Source organism: Amycolatopsis sp. NPDC114478 (assembly GCF_055633805.1).
The window spans coordinates 506,709-530,312 of the sequence record NZ_JBVKDO010000001.1; the positions used below are offsets into that span (position 1 = coordinate 506,709).

The following is a 23,604-nucleotide window of genomic DNA, read 5'->3' on the forward strand; positions in this document are numbered from 1 at the left end:
GAGCGCGATCGTTCCGCCGTCTGGAAGAGGCGAGTCAGGGCGCCGCCGCGCGCTGCTGCTCCGCCAGGAAGTGCGCCGTCCCCGCCGTGGCCTCGTACAACGCGCGGTAGTGCCGGTAGAACTCCTCGTACCGCGCCGAGTTCGCCGGGTCCGGCGTCACCGTCGCGGCGATCGGGTTGCCCCGCGGCGGTTCCAGCCCCACCGCCTCCGCCGCGAGCAGCGCGTCACCCAGGCAGGCCCCGATCGTCTCCGCCGGGATCTGCTGCGGCAGCCCGGTCACGTCCGAGACGATCCGCGTCCACAACCCGCCCTTCGTCCCGCCGCCGACCGCCACCAGCCGGCCCGCCGCGCCGCCCGCGGCCGCCATCGCCTCCAGGTTGTGCCGGACCCCGTACGCGGTCCCCTCCAGCGCCGCGCGGTAGATCTCGGCCCGGCCGTGCGACGTCGTGAGCCCCGCCAGCACGCCGCGCGCGTCCGGGTCGAACAACGGCGTCCGCTCGCCCGCGAAGTACGGCAGCATCAGCAACCCGCGGCTGCCCGCCGGCACCGAAGCCGCCTCCGCGACCAGATCCGCGTACGAGCCGCCGACGAGTTTGCGCAGCCAGCCGGTCACCGCGCCGGACGTCGCCATGCCTGCCGCGAGCGTGAAACTGCCCGGCGTCACCCCGCGCGTGCCCCACAGACCGGGGTGCGGGCGCGGTTCGGTGAGCACCTGGACAAGGAACATCGTCGTCCCGTACATCACCATGACATCGCCCGGCTCCCGGACGCCGACGCTCGCCGCCTCGGCCCACGCGTCGACCGTCCCCGCCGTCACCGGCAGCCCCGCGGGCAACCCCGTCAGCGCGGCCGCGGCGGCGGTGACCTCTCCCGCGACCTCGTTCGACCACAGCAGTTCCGGCAGCGCCACGCCCGGCGCGACGCGCTCCGCCCAGTCTTCGGCCCACCCGCCGGCCACCAGGTCGTACATCGGCGTGCACTGGCTCGCCGAGTGGTGGTCCAGGACGTACCGGCCGGTCAGCCGGTGCACCAGGAACGAGCTGGCCATCAGCAGCTTGCGGGTCCGCGCGTAGACGTCCGGCTCGTGCCGCGCGAGCCAGCGCACCTTCGGCCCGACCGCCTGGCTCGTCAGCGGCGAACCGCCGCGCGCGAGGATTTCGGCCGCGCCCAGTTCGGAGTTCAGCTCCGCGATCTCCGCGCCCGCCCGGGTGTCGACGACGTAGAGGATCGCCGGCCGCAACGGCTCACCCGCGGCCGAAGCCGGGAGCAGGCACGGCCCGATGCCGCTGACCCCGAGCCCGGCCGGCGCCCGTCCGCCGGCGGCGCGCAGCAGGTCGGCGACGATCTCCGTGAAGTCCGCCCACCACACCGTTTCGGCGTCGTGCTCGAACCAGCCGGGACGCGGCGTCGAGACGCCGTGCTCGCGGACCGACCGGGCGAGCACCGCGCCGCCGGGGTCCACCAGCACCCCCTTCGAGCCGGCCGTCCCGATGTCCACCCCGAGCAGCAGTCCCGTCATCCGCCCCTCCACGGACTCACCCTGCGGGAAATCGATTACCACCACGCTATGGTGTGCCCAGAGCACTGTCAACGAGACGAGCGAGGACGCGCGTGGCGACGATCTCCGACGTGGCGGCGCTGGCCGGCGTCTCGACCGCGACCGTGTCCAGGGCGCTCAACGGCAAGTCCACTGTGGACCCGGTGCTGGCCGAGCGCGTGGCCAGGGCCGTCGAAGAGCTCGGCTACACGCCGAACGGCCTCGCCCGCAGCCTGCGCCGCCGCGAGACCGCGGTGCTGGCGCTGATCATCTCCGACGTCGAAAACCCGTTCTTCACGGCGATCGCGCGCGGCGTCGAGGACGCGGCGCAGGCGGCCGGCTACTCGGTGATGCTGTGCAACTCCGACGAGAACACGGCCAAGGAACGCCGGTACGTCGAGGTCGCGGCGCAGGAGCGGCTCGCGGGCGTGATCATCTCGCCGACGACCGGCGACAGCGACGTCCGGCCGCTGACCGCGCACCGGACGCCGATCGTCACGGTCGACCGGCGCCTCGACTCGGCGGACTGCGACGCCGTGCTCCTCGATTCCCGTGCCGCGGCCCGGGAAGCCGTGGCCCACCTGGCGGAGAACGGCTACGAGCGGATCGGCTGCATCGCCGGCCCGCCGGGCGTCACCACAGCGGACGACCGGCTCGACGGTTACCGCGACGGGCTCCGCGCCGCGGGCCGGAAGTACTCCGCGAAACTGGTGCGCCGCTGCGAATTCCGCGAAACCGGCGGCCGCGAAGCCGCGACCCGGCTGCTGACCCGGCCCGACCCGCCGGACGCGCTCCTGGTGTCCAGCAGCACGATGTCCGTCGGCGTGCTGCAGGCGCTCGCGGAACTCGGCCGGCGGGCCGGGCGCGACGTCGGGATCGTGTCGTTCGACGACGCGCCGTGGGCGACGCTGATCTCGCCCGCGCTCACGGTCGTCGCCCAGCCGGCCCACGCGATGGGCCAGCTGGCCGCGCGGCTGCTGCTCGACCGCATCGGCGACGGTTCCCGCGCGACGACCACCACGACGATGGCCGCGCAGCTCATCGCCCGCGGCAGTTCCGCCCGTTAGTCCGCCCGAAGTGACGCTTGACACACCACGGCAGCACCCCTAGCGTCGAGTAATCGATTACTCCCATCTTCCGCCGACGCGAGGGGTGTCATGGAAGAGCCGGGTACTCCGCTGGTCGCGCTGAGCGGCGTCAGCAAGGCCTACGGCGGGACGCTCGCCTGCGACGACGTCGACTTCACCGTTCGCCGCGGCGAAGTCCACGCGCTGCTCGGCGAAAACGGCGCCGGCAAGTCGACGCTCGTGCGCATCCTGTCCGGCGACATCACCGGGTACCGCGGCACGGTCGAGGTCGACGGCGAGCCCGTCGTGTTCGGCGGTCCCATCGACGCGCAGCGCCGCGGCATCGCGCTGATCCCCCAGGAGCTCGACCTCGTCCCCGGGCTTTCCGTGGCCGCCAACATCTTCCTCGGCCGCGAGCCGCACACGAGGTTCGGCACCCTCGCGCGGCAGCGCATGCACCGCGAAACGCGCGAACTGCTGGCCCGCACCGGGATCGCGCTCGACCCGAAGCGCGTGGTCGGCGAGCTGCGCACCGGCGAGCAGCAGCTCGTCGCCATCGCCAAGGCCCTCGCGCTCGACGCGCGCGTGCTGGTCATGGACGAGCCGACGTCCGCGCTCACCGGCGCCGAGGTCGAGCGGATGGTCAAGGTGATCGACGAGCTGCGCGACGCGGGCGCCGGCGTCGTCTACATCTCCCACCGGCTCGAGGAGATCGGCCTGCTCGCCGACCGCGCGACCGTCCTGCGCAACGGCCGCGTCGCCGCCGCGTTCACCGCCCGCGACCTGACCGTCGAGCGGGTCACCGAGGCGATGATCGGCCGTCCGGTCCAAGCGTTCTTTCGCGTCAAGCACGGCGAAACCGGCGATGAGCTGCTGCGCCTCGACGACTTCGCGCTGCGCCCGCGGCGGCACCGGCCCGGCCGCCGGGAGCCGGCCGGGATCACGCTGACCGTCCGCGCCGGCGAGATCGTCGGCCTCGGCGGGCTGCTCGGCTCGGGGCGCACCGAGCTGCTGGAGACGCTGTTCGGGGCCGGCACCCCCGGCCGGTGGCACGGCCACGTTTCCCTCGGTGGCCGGGAAATCCGCCCGAAGAGCCCGCGGCACGCCGTCCGCCTCGGACTGGCGCTGGTGCCCGAGGACCGCCGGATCGCCGGCCTCGCGCTCCCCCATTCCGTCCGCGCCAACACCGCACTGTCCGTTGTGGACGAACTGGCGACGGCCGGGTTCCTGACCCGGCGGCGCGAGAACGACACCGTCGCGAAGGTCCTCGGCGACTTGAAGGTCAAGGGGGCGCTCGCCGACCCGGTCGGCACGCTTTCGGGCGGCAACCAGCAGAAAGTCGTGCTGGGCCGCGCGTTGCTCACCGAGCCGAAGCTGCTCCTGCTCGACGAGCCCGCCCGCGGCGTCGACGTCGGCGCGAAGGCCGAGATCTACCAGCTGCTGGCCGCCGCGGCCGCTCGTGGCATCGGCGTCCTGCTCGCGTCCTCCGAACCCGCCGAGCTGGTCGGGCTGTGCGACCGGGTCGTCATCCTGCACGACGGCCGCGGCGCCGCCGAACTGGACACGCACGACGCCGGCGAAGCCGAACTGCTCGCCGCCGCGATGGGGGAAACCCGATGACCACCACCGAGTTCCTGCCGCGGCGCGACGTCGTGGCCGCGCTGTTCCGCTTCCAGAGCCTCTTCGGCCTGGTCCTGGTGCTCGCCGCGGCGATCGTCTTCTCGCCGAGCCACGACGGCGACCTCGTGTTCTGGAGCGGCGAGAACCTCTTCAACGTCGTCCGCGCGATCGCCGAGATCGGCATCATCGCGGTCGGCATGACGTTCGTGATCCTCATCGGCGGGATCGACCTTGCGGTCGGCGCGGTGCTCGGGCTGGCCGCGGTCGGCTCGGCCGTGCTGCTGGTGGACGACGGCTTCGGCGTGGTCCCGGCCGTGCTCGTCGTGCTCGCCGCCGGGCTGGTTTTCGGCCTGCTTCAAGGAGTTGCATCGGCAGTGTTCGGCATCCAGGCGTTCATCGTCACCCTCGCCGGGCTGCAGGTCGCGCGCGGGCTCGCGCGGATCTGGTCGGGCGGCCAGGGCGTCGCGATCGCGTACGGCGACGGCCCCGGCGAGGCGCCCGTCGCCTTTTCGCTGCTCGGCGAGCGGACGTTCAACGGCCTGGTACCGATCCCCGCGGTGATCTTCGCCGTGGTCGCCGTCGCGGCCATCGTCTTCCTGCGCACCAGCGCGTTCGCCCGGCACGTCTACGCGATCGGCGGCAACGAGAAGGCCGCGCGCCTCTCCGGCGTCGCCGTCACCCGGGTCAAGGTGCTGGTCTACGGCCTGAGCGGGCTGCTCGCCGCGCTCGCCGGGATCATCCACGCCGGCCAGCTGAACCAGGGCAGCCCCAACGACGGCAGCGGCTACGAGCTGGACGCGATCGCCGCGGTCGTGATCGGCGGCACGGCGCTCTCAGGCGGCCGCGGCTCGGTGTCGGGCACCGTCGCCGGCGCGTTGCTGCTGGGCGTGCTCAACAACGTCCTGGCGCTCAACAGCGTCGACCCCAACGTGCAACTCCTGATCAAGGGCCTGGTCATCGTGGTCGCCGCGGGTCTGCAGCGGCTGCGTCCGACACCGTAGAGGGGAAGAAAGAGATGTCCGGCAAGCACTTCGCACTACCCGCGCTCGTCCTGCTCCTGGCCGCCTGCGGCACCACGCACGAGAACTCCGGCCAGGGCGCGACGACCTCCGCGGCGGCCTGCAAGGGCGCCGCGGGGAAGTACACGATCGGCGTCAGCCAGGCCAACCTCAACGAGCCCTACCGCAAGCAGATGGACGACGACATCGCCCGCGCGGCTCGCGAGGTTCCGCAGTTCACGGTCAACTTCGCCGACGCGCAGCAGGACAACGCCAAGCAGGTGGCCGACGTCGAGAACTTCCTGACCCAGCGGATCGACCTGCTGGTCATCAGCCCCAACGAGGCCACGCCGTTGACCGCCGTCGTCAAGAAGGCCTACGACAAGGGCATCCCGGTGCTGGTGCTGGACCGCAAGGTCGACGGCGACGCGTACACGCAGTGGATCGGCGCGGACAACGTCGACATCGGCCGGCAGGCCGGGCAGTACCTGGCCGACGAGATCCTGCCGCAGGGCGGGAAGATCGCCGAGATCCGCGGGCTCGCCGGGTCCACGCCGGCCAAGGAGCGCCAGGACGGCTTCGCGAAGGGCATCGAGGGCCGCGGCATCGACATCGTGACCACTGTGGACGGTGACTGGCTGCGCGAGAAGGGCCAGCAGCAGGCGGACGCGGTCTTCAAGGCGCACCCGGAGATCCAGGCCGTCTACGCCCAGAACGACCCGATGGCCGAAGGCGCCTACCTCGCCGCGAAAGCCGCGGGCTTGGACCGGAAGGTGAAGTTCATCGGCATCGACGGCCTGCCCATCCCGTCCGGCGGGATCAAGGCGGTGGAAGCCGGCCGCCTCGCGGCGACGTTCGTCTACCCGACGGGCGGTCGTGAGGCGGTGGCGTCGGCGAAGAGCATCCTCGTCGACTGCGCGAAGCCGCCGAAGACGCAGATGCTGCCGACACAGCTCGTCACCCAGGCGAACGCGGCCGAGGTGTACGCGCGGGGCAACCGCTGACGTCGGTCCTTGACTTCAACCTTCCTCGAACTTCTACCGTCGCCACCATGACCACTGCCCCACCCATCCCCCGCAGCGTCTGGATCGCCTCCGGCGTCATGGCGCTCGGCGGTTTCCTGGGCAACATGGACGGTTCGATCGTCGCGGTCGGGCTGGAGTCGATGAGGCTGCGCCTGGGGGTCAGCCTCATCGAAATCCAGTGGGTCGCGACGGCCTTCCTGCTCGGCCTCTCCGCCGCCCTGCCGCTGACCCCGTGGCTGGTCAAGAAACTCGGCGCGGGAAGACTCTGGCTCTGGGCCCTGGCGGCGTTCCTGCTCACGTCGATCGCCTGCGCCCTCGCCCCGGACGCCGGCACGCTGATCGCCGTCCGCGCGCTGCAGGGCATGGCCACCGGCGTCATGGTCACCGCCGGGCAGACGGTCATCGGGCTGGCCGTCGGCCCGGAACGGCTCGGCCGCACCATGGGCACGCTCGGCCTGGTCGTCGGGCTGGCGCCGGTCGTCGGGCCGAGCGTCGGCGGGCTTCTGCTCGCGCACTTCTCCTGGCCGGTCCTGTTCTGGCTCAACCTGCCCATCGGCCTGGTCGCGTTCGGCCTGGCGCTGCGGTACGTCCCGCGCGGCGACCGCGGCCAGCCGCCGCCGGTGGACTGGCCCGGTCTGGCCCTGATCACGCTCGGCCTGCCGCTGCTCGTCTACACGCTCACCGAGCGGAACGCGCTCTTCGCGGCCGTCGGCGCCCTCGCGCTCGCGGTGTTCGTCTGGCGCTCGCTGCGCGTGCGGCACCCGGTGCTGGACCTGCGGCTGGCCGCCCGGCCCGTGATGGGCTCGGCGCTGGCGTCCGTTCTGCTCGCCGGAGCCGGGATGTTCGGCGCGGTCCTGGTGCTGCCGCTGTGGTTCCAGGTCCGGCTCGGCGCCGGGCCCGCCGAGGCCGGCGTCCTGCTCGCGCCGATGGGCCTGGCCACGACGGCGTTCGTGCTCGTCGCCGGCCGGCTGACCGACCGCTACGGCGGCGGCACCGTCTCGCTCACCGGGTCGGTGGTGGTGCTGGCGGCCACCGTCCCGCTACCGTGGCTCGGCCCGGACGCGCCGATGTGGCTGATCCAGGCGCTGCTCGTGGTCCGCGGCGCGGGACTCGGGCTGTCGATCATGCCCGCGTCGACGGCGGCGTACGCGTCGGTCGCCGCCGGCGAGCTCGGGCACGCGACGGCGTTGGTGAACATCGTCATGCGCGTGGGCGGCGCGGCCGGGGGCGCGTTGTGCGTGATCGTGCTGTCCCAAGGCCTCGCCGTCGATCCGGCGACCGGGTTCGGCTGGGCCTTCGGCGTCCTCGGTGGCGTCTGTGCGCTCGGCACCGGCGCGACGGCCTGGCTCCGGCACGCCGAACGTTCGTCCACAGTGGACACCACGGCCTGATCCACCAGGGAACCTGGCGCGAACCCCGGTTTGGTGATTTCCTGGAGCCGAACAACCACTGTCGGTAAGGGGAAGGGCTGACATGGCGGGGGTAGCGAAGCTGCTGACGGCGGCGGCAGTACTGGGGAGCCTGCTGGCGGCGACGCCGGCTTCGGCGGCCACCGGGGCGATCGACTGGAAACCGTGCCCCGACGCGCCCGGTGTGGACTGCGGCACGGTGACCGTGCCGATCGACTGGGCCCACCCGGATCGGGGCACCGCGAGCATCGCGCTCGCGCGGCGCAAGGCGACGGACCCGCAGGCCCGCATCGGGTCGATCCTGATGGACCCGGGCGGCCCCGGCGGTCCGGGCGCGGGCCAGGTCGAGGCGGGCTGGACGCTTTCGCCGGAGGTCACCAAGCGGTTCGACACCGTGGGCTTCGACCCGCGCGGCGTCGGCGAAAGCACGCAGATCAAGTGCGGGCTCGACGAGATCATCGCCGACCACCCGCAAGTCCCGCGCAACCAGGCCGAGTTCGAGCAGCTCGCGGCGTACAACCGGAAACTCGGCGAAAGCTGCGACAAGCTTTCCGGGCCGCTGGGCCGGTTCGGGGACACCAAGAGCGTCGCGCGGGACATGGACGCGATCCGCGCCGCGCTCGGCGACGAAAAGCTGACGTACTACGGGGTTTCCTACGGCACGCTGATGGGCCAGCAGTACGCCGAGCTGTTCCCGGACAAGGTCCGCGCGCTCGTGCTCGACAGCAACATGGACCACTCGCAGTACACGGCGTTCGAGTTCCTGAACAGCGAAACGCAGTCGGTGCAAGCGGAGTTCGGCGAGTTCGCCGCCTGGTGCGGCCGGACGCCGAGCTGCGCGCTGCACGGCCGGGACGTCTCGAAGCTTACGCGCGCCCTGCAGGACAAGGCCGCGCGCGGGGAGCTGAAGGACCCGCAGAGCGGCGAGGTCGTCACGCCGCTTGCGCTGGCGGGAATGTTCCAAGGTTCCTTCTACGGCCCGAGCTGGGACCGGCTGGCGACGGTCCTCAAGTCGCTGGCGGACGGCACGCCGCCGCCCGCGTCGGCGCGGCTGAAGGACGACCTCCCGGTCAACAACGTGTTCCAAAGCGTGTTCTGCGACGACTGGAAGCTGCCGGTGCACAGCTACGCCGAGCTCGAGGCGTACCGCCGGACGGCCGCGGCGCTCGCACCGGACGTCAAGGTCAACTCGCTGGGCTGGACCGCGGTCACCGGCTGCATCGGCTGGCCGGACAGGACCAGCAACCCGCAGCACCCGCTGCAGATCCACGGCGCGCCGCCGCTGCTGATGCTGAGCAGCAAGTTCGACCCGGCGACGCCGTACGCGTGGTCGCAGGCCGCGGCCCGGCAGAGCGGCAGCACGCTGCTCACCTACGACGGCTGGGGCCACGGCGCGTACTCCAAGAACAGCCGGTGCGTGGTCAAGGCGACCGACGACTACCTGATCACCGGCAAGCTCCCGGCGCGCGGCACGCACTGCGCCGCCGTCGAGCCGGGATCGGCCGAAGCCCGGATGGACGGGCCGAAGGCGCCGGCGACGATCGGCTTCTGACGCTTCCGTTGCGTGGCCGGAACGAGGACAATCGTTCCGGCCACGCAGGCGGTGCGAGGAAGGGAGCCGAGGATGCTTCGTCGATTCTTCGTCATGGCCGCGGCGGTCATCGCGGCGAGCGCGCTCCTGACGGCGCCGGCGCAAGCGACGTCCCGCCACGGCGGATACCTCGCGCTCGGCGACTCCGTCGCGTTCGGTTACCGGCCCAACGCGGGCGCGGACTACCTGAACGCGGCCAACTTCAGCGGCTACGCGGAGAAATACGCGGCACTGCGCGGGCTGCGGCTGGCGAACGCGTCGTGTCCGGGTGAGACGACGGGGAGCCTGCTGGTGGTCACCGCGCCGAGCAACGGCTGCGAAAACGGCTACCGCTTGGCGTACCCCCTGCACGTTTCGTACGCGGGCGCCCAGATCGACTACGCCGTGCAGTACCTGCGGACGCACCGCGACACCCGGCTCGTGACGCTGACGATCGGCGCGAACGACATGTTCCTGTGCCAGAACACGACGCCGGACCACTGCACGGGCCCGGACTTCCAGGCCGCCCTGAACCAGGTGAGCCGCAACCTCGCGGCAATCCTGTCCGCAGTGCGTGCTCAGTATCGCGGCGACGTCGTGCTGGTGTCGTACTACTCGCTCGACTACCGCGATCCGACGCAGGTGGCGCAGGTGAAGGCGCTCGACGCGGCGCTGATCCAGGTGACCCGCCGCTACCACGGCAAGGTCGCGGACGGCTTCACGGCGTTCCTGTTGGCATCCCTGCGCACGGGCGGCGACCCGTGCGCGGCGGGCCTGCTGGTCAAGCTCCCGACAGGCGGCTGCGACGTCCACCCGAGCGCGGCCGGCCACCGCGCACTGACCGCGGCACTGGCGTTCGCGCGCTGAGTCAGACGGTCCGCACCTCGACCCCGGCGGCTTCGAAGGCCCGAACCGCCTCGGGGTCGGCGTCGGTATCGGTGACGAGGGCGTGCACCTGCGTGGTTTCACAGATCCGGGCAAAGGCCCGCCGGCCCAGCTTGGACCCATCCGCGACGGCGACGACGCGCTCGGCGCGTTCCACCATGAGCCGGTTGATGCTGGCCTCGCCTTCGTGGTGGGCGAACGCGCCGGCGTCGGCGTCGAAGGCGTCGACGCCGAGGAACAGCAGATCGATGGTGAGTTCGCTGAGCACCCGCGTGGCAAGGGGTCCACTGAGCTCGAACGACTGCGGCCGCGCAACACCCCCGGTGACAACGATCTTGACGTTCGGCCGCACGGCGAGCTCGTGCGCGATGTTGAGGGCGTTGGTGACAACGGTGAGGCCAGGAGCATCCCCGCGTCCACTGAGATCGGCCCGCATAGCCAGAGCGCGAGCGACGCCCGCGGTGGTCGTCCCGCCGTTGAGCCCGACAACCATGCCTTTGGTGACTTCCGCGGCCGCCGCGGTACTGATCCGCTGCTTTTCCGGGACGTGACGGGCCGTCTTGTACCGGAGGGGAAGGTCGTAGGCGAGGTCGTTCGCCACGGCGCCGCCGCGGGTGCGGGTGAGCAGCTGTTGTTCGGCGAGGTGGTCGAGGTCCCGCCGGATCGTGGCGGCGGAGACGTCCAGCTCGGCTGCCACGTCCTCGACGTCGATCTTTTCTCGCTGGCCCAGCATGTCCAGGAGGGTGGTGAGTCTTTCGTGCCGGGCCATCCGGTGCTCCCTGGTTTTGGCTTTCGCGCAGTCTCGTGCTCTGTCGGCGGCTGTTTCGAGCAGTATGCTGCATTGGCGGTGGCCGACCATTGCCAGGCACGAAAAAGGCCACCCCCGAAGGAGGGTGGCCCGCAAATGAACGAGTCGCGTCGGCACCAGCGCGGCGAACCTACCGGGGCTTGCGCCGCCAAAGGCCGGTGACCACCGCCAATGCCCGGGAACGCGGCGTGCGCGCCACGATCGGCTCCGGGCCCACCCGGCGGCGCATCCGGTACGCCAGCTCCAGTACTTCCAGGTCCTCGGGCCGGCGTCTGCCGTGGACGTCCGGGCGGAGCATCAGCTCGCCCACCGTCACCGGCTTGCCACTGGCACGGTGCGCCGTGCGCGCCATCGGTAACCTCCACTGATCGGGACCTGATGGCTGGTGATTCTATGAATCGGATTCGGGTTCGTCACCTTACTGGCCAGTTGTGTCCAGCGTGTCACGGCGGCTCTGCGACCAAGTCGCCCTCGACAAGGGCTTCATGCAGTACCAAATCCCGCTCTGAGCTCACCGGCGGTGGTGGCCGCAGCCGTCGTGCCGGTCGTGGGACGGCGGCTGCTGCTGCGCCCACCCGCGCCACCACGCCGAGAAGTCCGGGATTTCGTGCCGCACCGGCGCCGCCTTCTCCCCCTGAGCCGGAGACGGCTGAGACAGGACCGGCACCTTCAAAAGCTTCTGCGGCTTCACCTTGCCGACGATCTTGACCGCCTTCGCGAGATTTCCGCGATGAGCCGCCGCCGTTCCGGAATTCGAAACCGGCTGCGCCACAACCGGGGCGACTTCGTCGGTTTCACCGACGGCCGGAACGGATTTCGGAGCCGGTGCGGCGGGCGGCACGACGACGTCCGCGGGGAACGGCACCAGCGCGGCGGCCGGCGGTTCCAGCCCGGCCGGCGGCCAGACCGCTCCCGCGCCGCGCTCGGCCGGCATCGAGACCGCCGTCGCGACGCCGCCGGTCAGCGCCAGCGCGCCGGCGACCACGGAGAACACCCGCAGCCGGGCCAGCGAGCGCAGGGCCGGCGATTTCTCGCGATGCCGCGGAGGCTCGCCGTGACGACCGTCCACCGCGGACCGGACCAGCAGCTCGGCGACCGTGACCGCGTCGCCGCGCGGAGCCCTGCGTGCCATCAAACCCTCCACCTGGGCCGACCGGACGCGGGCAACTGCGTCCGGACGGCCGATCATAGGAATGGTTCAGGCCTCTGTAAAGGCTCAATCACCCAGCGTTCCTAGGCGAGCCGGCCGCCGCCGTCCACGTGCAGCACCGAGCCGGTGATGAACGGATTCGCCAGCACCTGCAGGGTCGCCGCCGCGACATCCGCCGGCCGGCCCACCCGGCGCGCCGGATTCGCCTCCGCGGTCCGGCGCAGGAATTCGTCCTTCCCGTCGCCGAGGCGGTCCCACGCGCCGGAGTCGACGATGCCCGGGGAGACGGCGTTGACCCGGATCGGCGCGAGCTCGACCGCGAGCGCTTCGGCGAGGAACGCGACCGCGCCGTTCGTCGTGGCCATCACGACCCGCCCGGGCGCCGGGCGCCACGCCGCGACACCGGAGAACAACGCGATCGCGCCGCCGTCCCGGAACCGCGGCGCGAACTGCTTGGCCAGCAGCAGCGGCCCGATCACCTTGGCGTCGAAGGCCCGGGTGACCGCGTCGCGCGAAAGCGCCGAGACGGGCCCGTTCGCCGGCGCCGCCGCGAGCGTGACGAGGTAATCGAGTTCACCGACCTCTTCGGCAAGCGCTTTCAGCGACGATTCGTCCTCGAGATCCGCGAATGCGGCGCGAATACCGGGAACGCCGATCCGCGCCGGTTCCCGTCCGGCCAAGACGACTTCCGCGCCCGCCGCGTGCGCGTCCACCGCGATCTGACGCGCGATCCCCGAACCGCCTCCGACGACGACCAGGCGCTTTCCTTCGAACGACATTTCCGTGCTCCTTCCGTTTCGCACACCAGGAGTCAGCGCGGACCGCCGTCGCATTCATCCCATCGCGATCCGAAGGTTTTCGATGGCTGCGATAGAATTAGCGAATGCCTACGCTGCGCGCGCTCGAGTGCCTGGTCGCGGTGCTGGACGCCGGGTCGATCACCGAAGCGGCCGCGCGGCTGCACCTGTCGCAGCCCGCGCTGTCCCACCAGATCGGCGCGCTCGAACGGGAACTGGGCACGCCGGTGCTCGAACGGCTGCCGCGCGGGGTCCGGCCGACCGCCACCGGACGCGCGGTCCTGGCCGACGCGCGGGCCGCGCTGGCCGCCGCGGACCGCGTGGTCCGGACCGGCCGCGCGGTGGCCGCCGGCGGCGAAGGCACGCTGCGGATCGCGTGCGCGGAAAGCATGACCGCCGGCCTGCTGGCGCCCGTGCTGCGGGCCTGGCACCGGCACCGCCCCGGCGTGCTGATCACGCTGACCGAGACGACGAGCGCGGACGCGCTGGTAGCGGCGTTGGAAACGGGCGAAGCGGACGTCGCCGCCGGGCCGCGGCCGAGCCACTGGACCGGGCACACCGAGCTGGTCGGACGCGAGGAGGTCGTCGTCGCCCTGGCCGCCGACCACCCGCTCGCCACCCGGGCGGCGGTCCCGATGGCCGACCTGGCCGAGTTCCCGGTGGTGCACTACCACCCGGACAACGGGCTCGGGGGCTGGCTCGACGAGGAGGCGGCGCGCCGCGGAACCGTGCTGAGCGCGGTGATGCGGACGAAGCAGGCGGCGACGGCGGCGGAGCTCGCCGCGGCCGGGCTGGGCGTGGCGCTGGTCCCGACGACCGCGCTGACCCGCACGTTCGCCGGCGCGCTGCGACGGCTGAAGCCCGCTCTGCACCGGGACGTCGTCACGTTCACCGCGACGCCGTCGGATCCACTCGTCCGGCGGTTTTCCTCGGACGTAAGGCACCGCGGGATCGCCCTTCCGGGCGTCCTCCAGGACAAACTCTCCTCAACCCCTCGTTAAGTCCTGGTGAATGTGACAGATTCCCTACGAAGGTTTTGTGCCATCAGGACGAACTTCTCTCCGCCACCCCGATTTCGCTGTGCTATTCGCCAAAGTTTGGTTCCATCGGATAGCTTGCTCCTACCGGTCAGTACCGGTGGGTGGGGCCGATCGGGTGAGGCGATCAGCGAAGATCGAGGGAAGCGGGGACGCACCATGGCGAAGCACCGGCCACGTCGCAAGAGCTCGCGGACGGTCCGCCGGGCCGCGGCCGCGCTCGCGGGCGGGGCGCTCGTCGTGCTGCCGACGCTGACCACCGGCCTGCCGACGCCGGTCGTGGTCGCCAACGCCGGGGACACCGTGGGAGACCAGGCCGCCCCGCTGCAGCCGCCGAACATCGTCATGCCGCCCGTCGCCGTCGACGGCAGCCTCCCGCAGCCGCCGCTGCCCACCCCGCTGGTCGTGCCGGGCGGGCGCGCGGGCTCCGCGGGCATCTCCGGGCCGCTCGGCATCCCGGCGAGCATGCTCAAGGCGTACAAGAACGCCGCCGACATCCTCGCCAAGGAGCAGCCGAACTGCCACCTGGACTGGGCGCTGATCGCGAGCATCGGCCGGATCGAGTCGAACCACGCGCGCGGCGGGTACGTCAACGCCAACGGCGACACCCTGGAGCCGATCCTCGGCCCGGTGCTCAACGGCGCCGGCGCGTTCGCCGCGATCCCGGACACCGACGGCGGCAAGTACGACGGCGACGCGGTCTGGGACCGCGCGGTCGGCCCGACCCAGTTCATCCCGTCGACGTGGCGCGGCTACGCCTCCGACGGCAACGGCGACGGCGTGTCGAACCCGAACAACATCTACGACGAGACCCTGGCCACCGCGCGCTACCTGTGCTCGGGCGGGCTGGACCTGTCGACGGACGCGGGCCAGCGCCTGGCCGTCCGCCGCTACAACAACTCCCAGTCCTATGTGGACACTGTGCTGGCGTGGGCCGCGGCCTACCGCGGCGGGGTGGCCCAGCTGCCCGACAGCGAAGTCCCGATCGGCACGCCGAACGCCCCGGACGCGGCCGCCGCGGGTGGCCCGGTCGGCGCGCCCGCCCCGCCGGCGCCGCCGGTGGTCGCGCTGCCGCCGGGCTCGCTCCCGGTCACCACGACGACGCCGACCACCACGCCGTCGTCGTCCACCCCGACCACCAAGCCGGGCACACCCACCACCGCCCCGACGACGACCCCGCCGTCGTCCACCACCACGCCGCCGCCGCCGGCGACGACGACGCCGACCACGCCGGCGACCAGCTCCGCCGCGCCGACCAGCACCGCTGCCGGCTCGGCGAGCACGCCGACCGGGTCCACCACGACCAGCCCGACCGGGTGAGCCCGGTGGAGCCGTTCCTCGTGCACATCCGCTGCGACACGGACGGCTACACCCACGCCGTCACCGAGGACGAGTTCGCGGCGGGGCGGCACGACGGGCGGTTCCGCGCGGTGTGCGGGCACGTGGTGCTGGCGGCGCCGATGATCGAGGCCCCCGGCCGGTTCGACCCGGTCTGCCGCGACCTCCTGCGCGACGCGCCCGAGCCGTCGGTGCCCCGCCAGGAGCGCCGCCGGTCGAGGTGGCGGACCCGCCGCTAGCTCCAAAACTGACAGAGGTTGTCGACAGTCTGGGTTCCTGATCAAGGGAGGCCCATGGCTGAGCGAGCATGGAGAGAGAAGGACCTGCTCAGGCGCGCGAACCGGCGCCTGGCCGTCCTGCGTCACGCCGAAGAGATCAGCGGCAACGTCGCCGCGACCTGCCGCTACTACGGCATCAGCCGCACCGTGTTCTACCGGTGGAAACGCCGCTAAGACGACGAAGGCCTCGACGGGCTGAAAGACCGCTCGAGCGCCCCGCTGCACTGCCCGACCATCACCCCTCCCGAAGTGGTCGAGAAGATCATCCACCTGCGGCAGCACTACCACTCCGCCCGCTGAAGATCGAAATGTATCTCCGCCGCTACCACGACCAGGAGATCGGTCACTCCACGATCTACCGCATCCTCGGGGCGCCTGGGCATGAGCCGGCTACGGCCACCAGCTGCAGATCGACGTCAAGTTCGTCGAGCCGATCACCGACGACGCCTGCCGGAAGAAGCGGTACTACCAGTACACTGCGATCGACGACTGCACCCGGCTGCGGATCCTGCGGATCTATCCCCGCTCCGATCAGAAGACCGCGATCCAGTTCCTGGACTACGTGCTGTCCCGGCTGCCGTTCCAGGTCGAGAAGATCCAGACCGACAACGGCGCCGAGTTCCAGTCCGCGTTCCACTGGCATCTGCTCGACCACGGCATCGGCCATGTCTACATCCGGCCCGCGACGCCGCGGCTCAACGGCAAGGTCGAGCGCTCGCATCGCATCGACGCCGAGGAGTTCTACCGTCTGCTCGACGGTGTCGTCCTCGGCGACATCGGGGTGTTCAACGCGAAGCTGAAGGACTGGGAGGACTGCTACAACTACCACCGCCCCCACGGCGGCCTGGCCGGCCAGACCCCGTATGAGAGGCTCCTACAGAAGACCCAACCCCATCCCAGAGTGTCAACGACCAGAAGCAGCAGCACAGCTAGCCGACCATCGCCTGGATGCCGTCGAGCATGCGGTTGAGGCCGAACTCGTACGCCGCTTCGCCCTGGCCCTTCGGGCTGTCGTCGAAGCCGCCACCCAGCCAGATCCGGTTCATCGCCGGGTGCGCGTCGACCACGAAGTAGTTCTCCCAGAACGACGAGCGCTGGTGCCACCACGCCTCGGTCGACTGCCCGGTGCTGCGCTCGAGGCGGGTGTTCTCCGCGCCGAGCGCCGCGTTCGCGTCGACGTACGTGCCGATCCCGTTGGCCGCCGCGACGGCCTGCCGCGGCGGCAGCCCCAGACCGTCCATGATGGACAGCAGGTACTCCTGGCCGGCCAGCTGGCCGGGCCCGAGCGGCGGCCGGACCCGCGAAACCTCGCACAGCCACGGATGCTTGCGGTACGCCGCGTGCGTCCGCTCCGCGTACAGCGCCACCTGCGCGCGCCAGTCCGCCGGGCGCGGCTCGCCCGGCCCGGGCAGCCGGCGCTCGACGAGCACGTCGTCGACCATCAGGTCCACCAGCTCGGCCTTGCCGGGAACGTACGTGTAGAGCGTCATGGTGCCCGCACCGAGCTCCTTGGCGACGCGGTGCATCGACGCGGCCACCAGCCCATCGGCGTCCGCGACCGCGATCGCCGCGGCGACGATCCGCTCGATCGTCAGCGTCGGGCGGCGGCCCCGGGTCGGCTCGGCCGCGCCGCCGCGGGCGCGCCAGAGCAGCGCGAGCGTCCGGTCCACGTCGTCGGCACCAGTGCGTTCGGCGGTCATGCGCTCCCCTCGCTCCCCGCCGGTGATCCTACCCGGCCCACCCGTCCCACCTGGCATTCTGGACGCATGACCCGACGCAAGCCGCCCAAGGTCTCCTTCCGCTGGTGGGTCGACCGGCAGATCGACGAGGCCCGCGACCGCGGCGAGTTCGACGACCTGCCCGGCACCGGCAAGCCGCTGCCGAAGCCCACCGGCAACGACGCGGCGACCGACTGGGTGCTGCGGCAGGTCCGGGCCGGCGGCCACGACACCAAGGCATTGCTGCCGCCGGCGCTCGCGCTCAAGCGCGAAGTCCAGGACCTGCCCGGCCGGCTCGCCGCCGAGCGGACCGAGCAGCAGGTGCGGGAGGTCGTCGACGACCTCAACCTGCGGATCCGCCAGGCCTACCTCAACCACCACACGGGCCCGCCGCTCACGGTGGCGCTGGTGGACGTCGAGGAGGCCGTCACGGACTGGCGGCGCTCACGAGCCGCGTCGTAGCAACGCCCGTTCCGCCGCGGTCCACGCCGTCGTCGTGAGCAGGTAGATCCCGGCCGCCTGCGGCAGGACGAGCGTCGCGAGCACGGTGCCGTACGGCAGCAGCCGGATCAGCTTGCCACCCGGCACGCCGTCGGCGGCTTGGCGGTTCTGCCGGACCGAGAACCACGCGACCACCGCCAGCCCGGCGGCGATGACGAACACGAGCGGGCCGCCGGCGAGGCCGTGCGCGCCCAGCGGCGTCCCCAAGAGGGTCGCGCCGAGCAGGGAGTTGGGTTCGCCGCCTATGACCGGCGTCGTGAAGAGCCGGTACATGACCGTGAAGAACGGCAGCTGCAGCAGCATCGGCAGGCAGCCGGTGAACAGCGAGGTCCCGGACTCCTGCTGCAGCTTCGTCACCTCCGCGGCGAGCCGGTCCCGGTCACCTCCGTGCTTCGCTTGCAGCGTCTTGATTTCCGGCAGCAGGGTGGCCCGGGCGCGCTCGCCGCGCGCGGCCGACCGGGCGAGCGGGTGCAGCAGCAACCGAACGCCGAGGGTGAACAGGACAATCGCCAACGCCGTCGAGAACGGGCCGGTCAACGCGTGGATCAGGTGGTACGCGCCTTCGACGGGCACGTCGAGAAAGCCGAACATGGGCAGCACTCCGCATGAGTGGAAGGGGTGTGGGTGAGCGGAATGGCTGCGTCGAAGAGGTTCTACGCAGCCGTGCTGCGGGAACCGGGTGCTCGTGGCCTGCTGCGTCCCGGCGCTCCGGGGTCGCGCAGGCGGATCGACTCGGCACGCCGCGCGCGGCGGCGCAGGGCGGTCGCGCGGCTGCGCACCGGCGCCGACCAGACGGCGAACTCGCCGCGGTGGGTGCTGCCGACCAGCAGCACGACCAGGAGGCTCGCGGCGGCGATGGAGGCGAAGGCGACCAGCGCCGTCGGGCTCGAGACGACGGGGAACGCCAGCTCCAGCAGTGTGTTCACGGCGGTCGTCCCCCCTATCCTCCGGAACCCCAGGGTAGCGGAATCGCGACCCCGGGCGCCGGGGGTAAGAGCCCGATGGGCTGTAACCTGGTTCGATGAGAGGCCAATTCGTCGTCGTGCCGATCCTGGCGCTGATCCTGCTGTTCACCGTGCCCTGGTGGACGCTCGTCCTCGCGCCGGACTGGGGCACGGCGGCCACGGTCGCCGGCACCGCGGTGTTCGCGCTGGGCCTGGTCACCATGCCGGTCGCGATGTTCCGCGGCCACGCGCGGCACCAGGACGGCGCCGCGCGCGTCGGCGACTCGCTCCTGGCCGTGATCTGGGTCCTGTTCAGCTGGTCGATCCTGAGCCTCGTGCTGCGCGCCGCGCTGCTCGGCGTCGACGACCCGCTGCGCTCGCGGATCGTCGCGGGCGCGACGTTCGTGGTGGCCGCCGGGCTGCTCGTGCACGGCAACCGCGTCGCGATGCGGGTACCGCCGGTGAAGGCGACCGACGTCGTCATCCCACGGCTCGGCCCCGGCCTCGACGGCCTGCGCGTGGCCGTACTGACCGACACCCACTACGGGCCGATCGACCGGACGAAGTGGTCGGAGGAGGTCGTCGCGGCGGTCAACGCGCTCGAGGCGGACGTCGTCTGCCACGCGGGCGACCTGGCCGACGGCGCGGTGGCCGAGCGCCGCAAGCAGGTCGACCCGCTCGGCGGCGTCCAGGCCGCGCTCGGGCGGTTCTACATCACCGGCAACCACGAGTACTTCGGCGAGGCCCAGGCCTGGCTCGACCACATGGAAGGGCTCGGCTGGGAGCCGCTGCACAACCGCTCGGCGCTCTTGGAGCGCGACGGCGACCGCATCGTGTTCGCCGGCATCGACGACCCGACCGGGTCGGCGTCCGGCCTGCCCGGTCACGGTCCCGACCTGGCCGCGGCGCTGGCGGACGCCCCCGCCGACGTCCCGGTGGTCCTCCTGGCGCACCAGCCGAAGCAGGTCGAGCAGGCGCGCGAAGCCGGCGTCGCGCTGCAGATCTCGGGGCACACGCACGGCGGGCAGATCTGGCCGTTCCACCTCCTGGTGCGGCTCGACCAGCCGACGCTGTCCGGGCTGACCCGGCACGGGCCGACCCAGCTGTACAACAGCCGGGGGACGGGGTTCTGGGGTCCGCCGTTCCGCGTCTTCGCGCCCAGCGAGATCACGCTCCTCACGCTGCGCTCCGCCTGACTCGAAAGCCATGAAGGGCGCCTTCACCGCAGCCAACCCCGTCACCGACAAATTTTTTTGTCTTGACAGTTTCGATCGTCGGGTGCCAAGCTGTCCGCCATGACCACCACCACGCTTCCCACCAGCACCTTCCTGACCACCCGCGCGCTGCTGACCTGCGGGATCCTCGCCGGCCCCGTCTTCGTCGCCACCGGGGTCGTCCAGGGCCTGACCCGCGCCGGCTTCGACTTCACGCGCCACCCCGCGAGCGTCCTGTCCAACGGGTCGCTCGGCTTCGTCCAGATCGCGAACTTCCTGGTCACCGGCCTGCTCACGATCGCCGCCGCGGCCGGGATCCGGCGCGTCCTGCCGGGCCGCTGGGGGCCGAGACTCCTCACGGTCTACGGGATCGGCCTGCTGTGCGCGGGCGTGTTCCGCGCCGACCCGCAGGACGGCTTCCCGGCCGGCACGCCCGCCGGTCCGCCGTCGACGATCAGCTGGCACGGCACGCTGCACTTCGCCGCCGGCGGTGTCGGGTTCCTCGCCTTGGTCGCGGCCTGCTTCGCGATCGGCTCGCACCTGACGCCCGCGCGGGCGTGGTACTCGCGGCTCAGCGGGTTGCTGTTCCTCGCGGGCTTCGCGGGCGTAGCGTCCGGGTCGACGAGCCCGGTCGTCATCCTCGGCTTCTGGGCGGCCGTGGTGATCGCCTTCGCGTGGCTCGCCACCACGTCGACCTACCTGCTGTCGCGAGGAGAGTCCCGATGAGCACGACGGTTTCCGCCGACGGCACGAAGATCGCCTACACCCGCACCGGGTCCGGCCCCGCGCTCGTCCTCGTCGACGGCGCGATGTGCTACCGCGGCTCGTCCCCGAACGACGCGCTCGCGAAGGAGCTGGCCGCGCACTTCACGGTGTACACCTACGACCGGCGCGGACGCGGCGAGAGCACCGACACCGGGCCGTACGCGGTCGAGCGAGAGGTCGAGGACCTCGCCGCGCTGGTCAAAGAAGCCGGCGGCGAGGTGTTCCTGTTCGGCATCTCCTCGGGTGCGGCGCTGGCGCTCGAAGCGGCCCGCAGCCTCCCGGTGACGAAGCTGGCGCTGTACGAGCCGCCGTTCATCGTCGACGACACCCGCCCACGCGTCCCGGCCGACTACCCGGCCCGGCTCGACGCGGCGCTCCGCGAAGGCAAGCCCGGCAAGGCGGTCAAGATGTTCATGACCGAGGGCGTCGGCTTGAGCGGCACGACGGTGGCGCTGATGCGGATCATGCCGTTCTGGGCCAAGCTCAAGCGCGTGGCCCACACGATCCCGTTTGACACGGCGCTGGTCGACGGCCGCCAGTCCGGCGAGCCCCTCCCGGCGGCGTGGCCGGAGGTGAAGGTCCCGGCGCTGGTGGCGGACGGCGGCAAGAGCCCCGACTGGATGCGCAACGGCGTGGCCGCGCTGGCGAAGGTCCTGCCGTCGGCGGAGTACCGGACGCTGCCGGGCCAGACGCACATCGTGAAGGCCGCGGCGCTGGCCCCCGTGCTGAAGGAGTTCTACCTCGAGTGACGCGCATCCGGATCCTCGACGCCGACATCACCACCCTCGAAGTCGACGTCGTCGTCAACGCCGCCAACTCCTCGCCGCTCGGCGGCGGCGGGGTCGACGGGGCCATCCACCGCAAGGGCGGCCCCGAAATCCTCGCCGCGTGCCGGAAGCTGCGGGCCGGCCACTACGGGAAAGGCCTCAAGACCGGCCAGGCCGTCGCCACCACCGCCGGGAACCTGCCCGCGAAGTGGGTCGTGCACACCGTCGGCCCGGTCTGGTCGAAGACCGAGGACCGGTCCGAGCTGCTCGCCGACTGCCACCGGAACGCCCTGAAGGTGGCGAACGAGCTGGGGGCCAAGACGGTCGCTTTCCCGGCCATCTCCACCGGGATCTACCGGTGGCCGCTCGACTCGGCCGCCGAGATCGCGCTGACCACCGTCAGCCAGGCCGACCCCGGTGGGATCGAGGAGGTCGTCTTCGCCCTGCGCGGCGCCGAGGCCATGGCTGCCTTTCGGGCTCGTCACAACTCCCTTGCCTGAGCGATCACCGGCCGGGCAGGGTGCAGGCGTGCCCACCCGCGCCCTGGTCTTCGACTTCGACGGGACCCTCGCCGACACCGAGTCCGCCGTCCTGCAGTCGTGGCGGGAGCTCTTCCTCGACCACGGCGTCGAGCTGCCGATGGAAGCCTGGTACGCCGTCATCGGGACGCAGCACACCACGCCCGCCATGTTCAGCCTGCTCGCCGAGCGCGTCCCCGGCATCGACCCCGAGGCGCTGCGGCCGAAGACGAAAGCCCGCGTCTTCGAACTGCTCGACGAGCTCGGCCCGCGTGAAGGCGTCGCCACCTACCTCGAAGACGCCCGCCGGCGAGGCCTCAAACTGGCCGTCGCGTCCAGCTCGTCCGGGGCCTGGGTGAACCCGCACCTCGACCGGCTCGGCATCGCGCCCTACTTCGACGCCGTCCTCACCGGCGACCTGCACAAGGCCAAGCCCGACCCCGACCTGTACCTCGCCGCCCTGGACGCGCTCGGCACGACCGCGGAGGAGACCATCGCCTTCGAGGACACACCCCACGGCGTCACCTCCGCCAAGGCCGCCGGGCTGACCTGCGTCGCGGTGCCGAACGCCATCACCGAAAGCCTCGACTTCGGACAGGCCGACGTCGTGCTCCCGGCCTTCACCGCCAAGCCCCTCGAGGCCCTGCTCACTCGCTGAGCAGCGCGACCAGCCGGTCCAGGAACGGGAGCTGGCCCTTCACCAGCTTCTCGCGCGCAACGTCGAGCGAGAACCACGAAACCCGGTCCAGCTCGGGGAACTCCTGCTGCCGCCCCGAGCGCGGCGGCCACTCCATGGTGAACGTCCCGGGCACCACCGACGCCGGATCGAGGTCGGCCTCGACCGCCCACGCCGTGACAACCTTGCCGCCGGACTGCTTCACCTCACCCAGCGGAACGTACTCACCCGCGGGGGCGGGCAGGCCCAGTTCCTCTTCGAACTCGCGCCGCGCCGCTTTCTCGGGTGGCTCGTCGGGGTCCAGTTCGCCTTTCGGCAGCGACCACGCCGCCGCGTCCTTCTTCGCCCAGAACGGCCCGCCCATGTGCCCGAGCAGCACTTCGACGTCCTCGCCCCGCCCGCGGTGGAGCAGGAGCCCGGCACTGCGTTTGCCCGCCATCGGCACAGTGAACCTCATCCGCCTGTCGGCGGGGGCAACGGCCACCCCTCGTGGGCCGCTGGGCAATGACGTCGTAGGCGGCCCAGATGCTGACCTGAGTGGCGGTGAGGACCGGACGGCCGGCGGCTTCGTCGAGCCGGTCGGCGATTCCGGTCTCGGGCAGAACCACGGCTTGGGCCTCGGCGAGCCGCCGGATGAAGTGCTCGCTTGCCGAGGGGTGGTAGACCGACGCCAGTGCCACCTTGGTACGGCGAAGATCGGCGGCGTCCCGTTCGGCTCGTTCCCCGGCTGGTGGGGCAGCGTCCTCGAGCTCGTGGGCGCGGTGCTGCTGCTCGCCGGGCTAGCCAGCAGGCCCGCCGCGCTGCTGCTGTCCGGTGTGATGGCCTATGCCTACTTCACCGTGCACGCGCCGATGGGCCTGCTGCCCCTGCAGAACATGGGCGAGCCCGCCGCGGTCTACTCGTGGATCTTCCTGCTGTTCGCCGCGATCGGCCCGGGCCGCCTCGCGCTCGACAACCTGCGCAAGCGCTGAGAGAAGACGCG

General features: G+C 71.9%; 25 protein-coding genes and 2 pseudogenes. 18 read left to right on the forward strand and 9 right to left on the reverse strand.

Going from position 1 to position 23,604, the window contains the following annotated elements; translation table 11 throughout:
- Window positions 1–34: 34 nt before the first annotated feature.
- Window positions 35–1,519 (reverse strand): FGGY-family carbohydrate kinase, encoded by a 1,485-nt coding sequence (locus tag ACZ7OH_RS02385; protein ID WP_470279222.1) that lies wholly within the window; start codon window positions 1,517–1,519, stop codon window positions 35–37.
- 92 nt (window positions 1,520–1,611) lie between these two features.
- Here ACZ7OH_RS02385 and ACZ7OH_RS02390 point away from each other — a divergent pair, with 92 nt between their 5' ends.
- The 7 genes from ACZ7OH_RS02390 to ACZ7OH_RS02420 all read left to right on the forward strand — a co-directional run bounded on the left by ACZ7OH_RS02390 (window position 1,612) and on the right by ACZ7OH_RS02420 (window position 10,093).
- Window positions 1,612–2,604 (forward strand): LacI family DNA-binding transcriptional regulator, encoded by a 993-nt coding sequence (locus ACZ7OH_RS02390; protein ID WP_470279223.1) that lies wholly within the window; start codon window positions 1,612–1,614, stop codon window positions 2,602–2,604.
- A 90-nt stretch (window positions 2,605–2,694) separates the two neighbouring features.
- Window positions 2,695–4,224, forward strand: a complete 1,530-nt coding sequence (locus ACZ7OH_RS02395) for a sugar ABC transporter ATP-binding protein (RefSeq protein WP_470279224.1) — start codon at window positions 2,695–2,697, stop codon at window positions 4,222–4,224.
- Complete coding sequence (locus tag ACZ7OH_RS02400) at window positions 4,221–5,225, forward strand: ABC transporter permease (RefSeq protein WP_470279225.1); 1,005 nt, start codon at window positions 4,221–4,223, stop codon at window positions 5,223–5,225. Before ACZ7OH_RS02395 ends, ACZ7OH_RS02400 begins: the two co-directional genes overlap by 4 nt.
- Window positions 5,226–5,239: 14 nt before the next feature.
- Window positions 5,240–6,226: a substrate-binding domain-containing protein gene (locus ACZ7OH_RS02405; RefSeq protein ID WP_470279226.1), complete on the forward strand. Its 987-nt coding sequence runs from the start codon at window positions 5,240–5,242 to the stop codon at window positions 6,224–6,226.
- Window positions 6,227–6,273: 47 nt separating this feature from the next.
- Complete coding sequence (locus ACZ7OH_RS02410; protein ID WP_470279227.1) at window positions 6,274–7,638, forward strand: MDR family MFS transporter; 1,365 nt, start codon at window positions 6,274–6,276, stop codon at window positions 7,636–7,638.
- A gap of 82 nt (window positions 7,639–7,720) precedes the next feature.
- Window positions 7,721–9,208 (forward strand): alpha/beta hydrolase, encoded by a 1,488-nt coding sequence (locus ACZ7OH_RS02415; RefSeq protein WP_470279228.1) that lies wholly within the window; start codon window positions 7,721–7,723, stop codon window positions 9,206–9,208.
- Window positions 9,209–9,280: 72 nt separating this feature from the next.
- Window positions 9,281–10,093: an SGNH/GDSL hydrolase family protein gene (locus ACZ7OH_RS02420; RefSeq protein WP_470279229.1), complete on the forward strand. Its 813-nt coding sequence runs from the start codon at window positions 9,281–9,283 to the stop codon at window positions 10,091–10,093.
- 1 nt (window position 10,094) lies between these two features.
- On the opposite strand, the gene ACZ7OH_RS02425 is transcribed toward ACZ7OH_RS02420, so the two are convergent.
- The 4 genes from ACZ7OH_RS02425 to ACZ7OH_RS02440 form a co-directional block, all read right to left on the reverse strand.
- A complete protein-coding gene (locus tag ACZ7OH_RS02425; RefSeq protein WP_400894012.1) occupies window positions 10,095–10,880 on the reverse strand; it encodes a DeoR/GlpR family DNA-binding transcription regulator in 786 nt (261 codons plus the stop codon).
- Window positions 10,881–11,049: 169 nt separating this feature from the next.
- Window positions 11,050–11,271 carry a hypothetical protein gene (locus ACZ7OH_RS02430; protein WP_470279230.1) on the reverse strand — a complete coding sequence of 74 codons (222 nt, stop codon included), beginning with the start codon at window positions 11,269–11,271 and terminating at the stop codon, window positions 11,050–11,052.
- 159 nt (window positions 11,272–11,430) lie between these two features.
- Window positions 11,431–12,051, reverse strand: a complete 621-nt coding sequence (locus ACZ7OH_RS02435; protein ID WP_470279231.1) for a hypothetical protein — start codon at window positions 12,049–12,051, stop codon at window positions 11,431–11,433.
- A gap of 101 nt (window positions 12,052–12,152) precedes the next feature.
- Window positions 12,153–12,848 (reverse strand): SDR family oxidoreductase, encoded by a 696-nt coding sequence (locus ACZ7OH_RS02440; protein ID WP_470279232.1) that lies wholly within the window; start codon window positions 12,846–12,848, stop codon window positions 12,153–12,155.
- A gap of 104 nt (window positions 12,849–12,952) precedes the next feature.
- On the opposite strand from ACZ7OH_RS02440, the gene ACZ7OH_RS02445 reads away from it, so the two are divergent.
- From ACZ7OH_RS02445 to ACZ7OH_RS02460, 4 genes and pseudogenes are all read left to right on the forward strand, one after another.
- Entirely contained in the window at window positions 12,953–13,867 is a 915-nt protein-coding gene (locus tag ACZ7OH_RS02445; RefSeq protein ID WP_470279233.1) for a LysR family transcriptional regulator, read from the forward strand.
- A gap of 195 nt (window positions 13,868–14,062) precedes the next feature.
- Complete coding sequence (locus ACZ7OH_RS02450) at window positions 14,063–15,223, forward strand: lytic transglycosylase domain-containing protein (protein ID WP_470279234.1); 1,161 nt, start codon at window positions 14,063–14,065, stop codon at window positions 15,221–15,223.
- Window positions 15,220–15,480, forward strand: coding sequence for a hypothetical protein (locus ACZ7OH_RS02455; protein ID WP_470279235.1), 261 nt, complete (start codon window positions 15,220–15,222; stop codon window positions 15,478–15,480). The genes ACZ7OH_RS02450 and ACZ7OH_RS02455 overlap by 4 nt, the downstream gene beginning before the upstream one ends.
- A 54-nt stretch (window positions 15,481–15,534) precedes the next feature.
- Window positions 15,535–16,402, forward strand: a pseudogene (locus ACZ7OH_RS02460) (helix-turn-helix domain-containing protein); the annotation flags it as partial.
- A 46-nt stretch (window positions 16,403–16,448) separates the two neighbouring features.
- Here the strand turns inward: ACZ7OH_RS02460 and ACZ7OH_RS02465 are convergent.
- Window positions 16,449–17,219, reverse strand: coding sequence for a TetR/AcrR family transcriptional regulator (locus ACZ7OH_RS02465; RefSeq protein ID WP_400894025.1), 771 nt, complete (start codon window positions 17,217–17,219; stop codon window positions 16,449–16,451).
- A 66-nt stretch (window positions 17,220–17,285) separates the two neighbouring features.
- Here ACZ7OH_RS02465 and ACZ7OH_RS02470 point away from each other — a divergent pair, with 66 nt between their 5' ends.
- A complete protein-coding gene (locus tag ACZ7OH_RS02470) occupies window positions 17,286–17,699 on the forward strand; it encodes a DnaJ family domain-containing protein (protein ID WP_470279236.1) in 414 nt (137 codons plus the stop codon).
- Here ACZ7OH_RS02470 and ACZ7OH_RS02475 read toward each other — a convergent pair.
- Both ACZ7OH_RS02475 and ACZ7OH_RS02480 read right to left on the reverse strand, forming a co-directional pair.
- Complete coding sequence (locus ACZ7OH_RS02475; protein WP_470279237.1) at window positions 17,682–18,329, reverse strand: YidC/Oxa1 family membrane protein insertase; 648 nt, start codon at window positions 18,327–18,329, stop codon at window positions 17,682–17,684. The two genes, ACZ7OH_RS02470 and ACZ7OH_RS02475, sit on opposite strands and share 18 nt — an antisense overlap.
- Before the next feature lie 62 nt (window positions 18,330–18,391).
- Window positions 18,392–18,664: a DUF6412 domain-containing protein gene (locus ACZ7OH_RS02480; protein WP_400894031.1), complete on the reverse strand. Its 273-nt coding sequence runs from the start codon at window positions 18,662–18,664 to the stop codon at window positions 18,392–18,394.
- A 95-nt stretch (window positions 18,665–18,759) separates the two neighbouring features.
- On the opposite strand from ACZ7OH_RS02480, the gene ACZ7OH_RS02485 reads away from it, so the two are divergent.
- The 5 genes from ACZ7OH_RS02485 (at window position 18,760) to ACZ7OH_RS02505 (ending at window position 22,604) form a co-directional block, all read left to right on the forward strand.
- A complete protein-coding gene (locus ACZ7OH_RS02485; protein WP_470279238.1) occupies window positions 18,760–19,878 on the forward strand; it encodes a metallophosphoesterase in 1,119 nt (372 codons plus the stop codon).
- 99 nt (window positions 19,879–19,977) lie between these two features.
- Window positions 19,978–20,622 carry a DUF998 domain-containing protein gene (locus tag ACZ7OH_RS02490; RefSeq protein WP_470279239.1) on the forward strand — a complete coding sequence of 215 codons (645 nt, stop codon included), beginning with the start codon at window positions 19,978–19,980 and terminating at the stop codon, window positions 20,620–20,622.
- Complete coding sequence (locus tag ACZ7OH_RS02495) at window positions 20,619–21,410, forward strand: alpha/beta fold hydrolase (protein WP_470279240.1); 792 nt, start codon at window positions 20,619–20,621, stop codon at window positions 21,408–21,410. Before ACZ7OH_RS02490 ends, ACZ7OH_RS02495 begins: the two co-directional genes overlap by 4 nt.
- On the forward strand, window positions 21,407–21,928 hold the full coding sequence (locus tag ACZ7OH_RS02500; RefSeq protein ID WP_470279241.1) for an O-acetyl-ADP-ribose deacetylase: 522 nt from the start codon (window positions 21,407–21,409) through the stop codon (window positions 21,926–21,928). Before ACZ7OH_RS02495 ends, ACZ7OH_RS02500 begins: the two co-directional genes overlap by 4 nt.
- 28 nt (window positions 21,929–21,956) lie before the next feature.
- Window positions 21,957–22,604, forward strand: a complete 648-nt coding sequence (locus ACZ7OH_RS02505) for an HAD family hydrolase (protein WP_470279242.1) — start codon at window positions 21,957–21,959, stop codon at window positions 22,602–22,604.
- Here the strand turns inward: ACZ7OH_RS02505 and ACZ7OH_RS02510 are convergent.
- Window positions 22,594–23,061 (reverse strand): NUDIX hydrolase, encoded by a 468-nt coding sequence (locus ACZ7OH_RS02510; RefSeq protein WP_400894042.1) that lies wholly within the window; start codon window positions 23,059–23,061, stop codon window positions 22,594–22,596. The two genes, ACZ7OH_RS02505 and ACZ7OH_RS02510, sit on opposite strands and share 11 nt — an antisense overlap.
- A gap of 259 nt (window positions 23,062–23,320) precedes the next feature.
- Between ACZ7OH_RS02510 and ACZ7OH_RS02515 the strand changes: the two are divergent.
- A pseudogene (locus ACZ7OH_RS02515) lies at window positions 23,321–23,593 on the forward strand (DoxX family protein); the annotation flags it as partial.
- Window positions 23,594–23,604 lie beyond the last annotated feature (11 nt).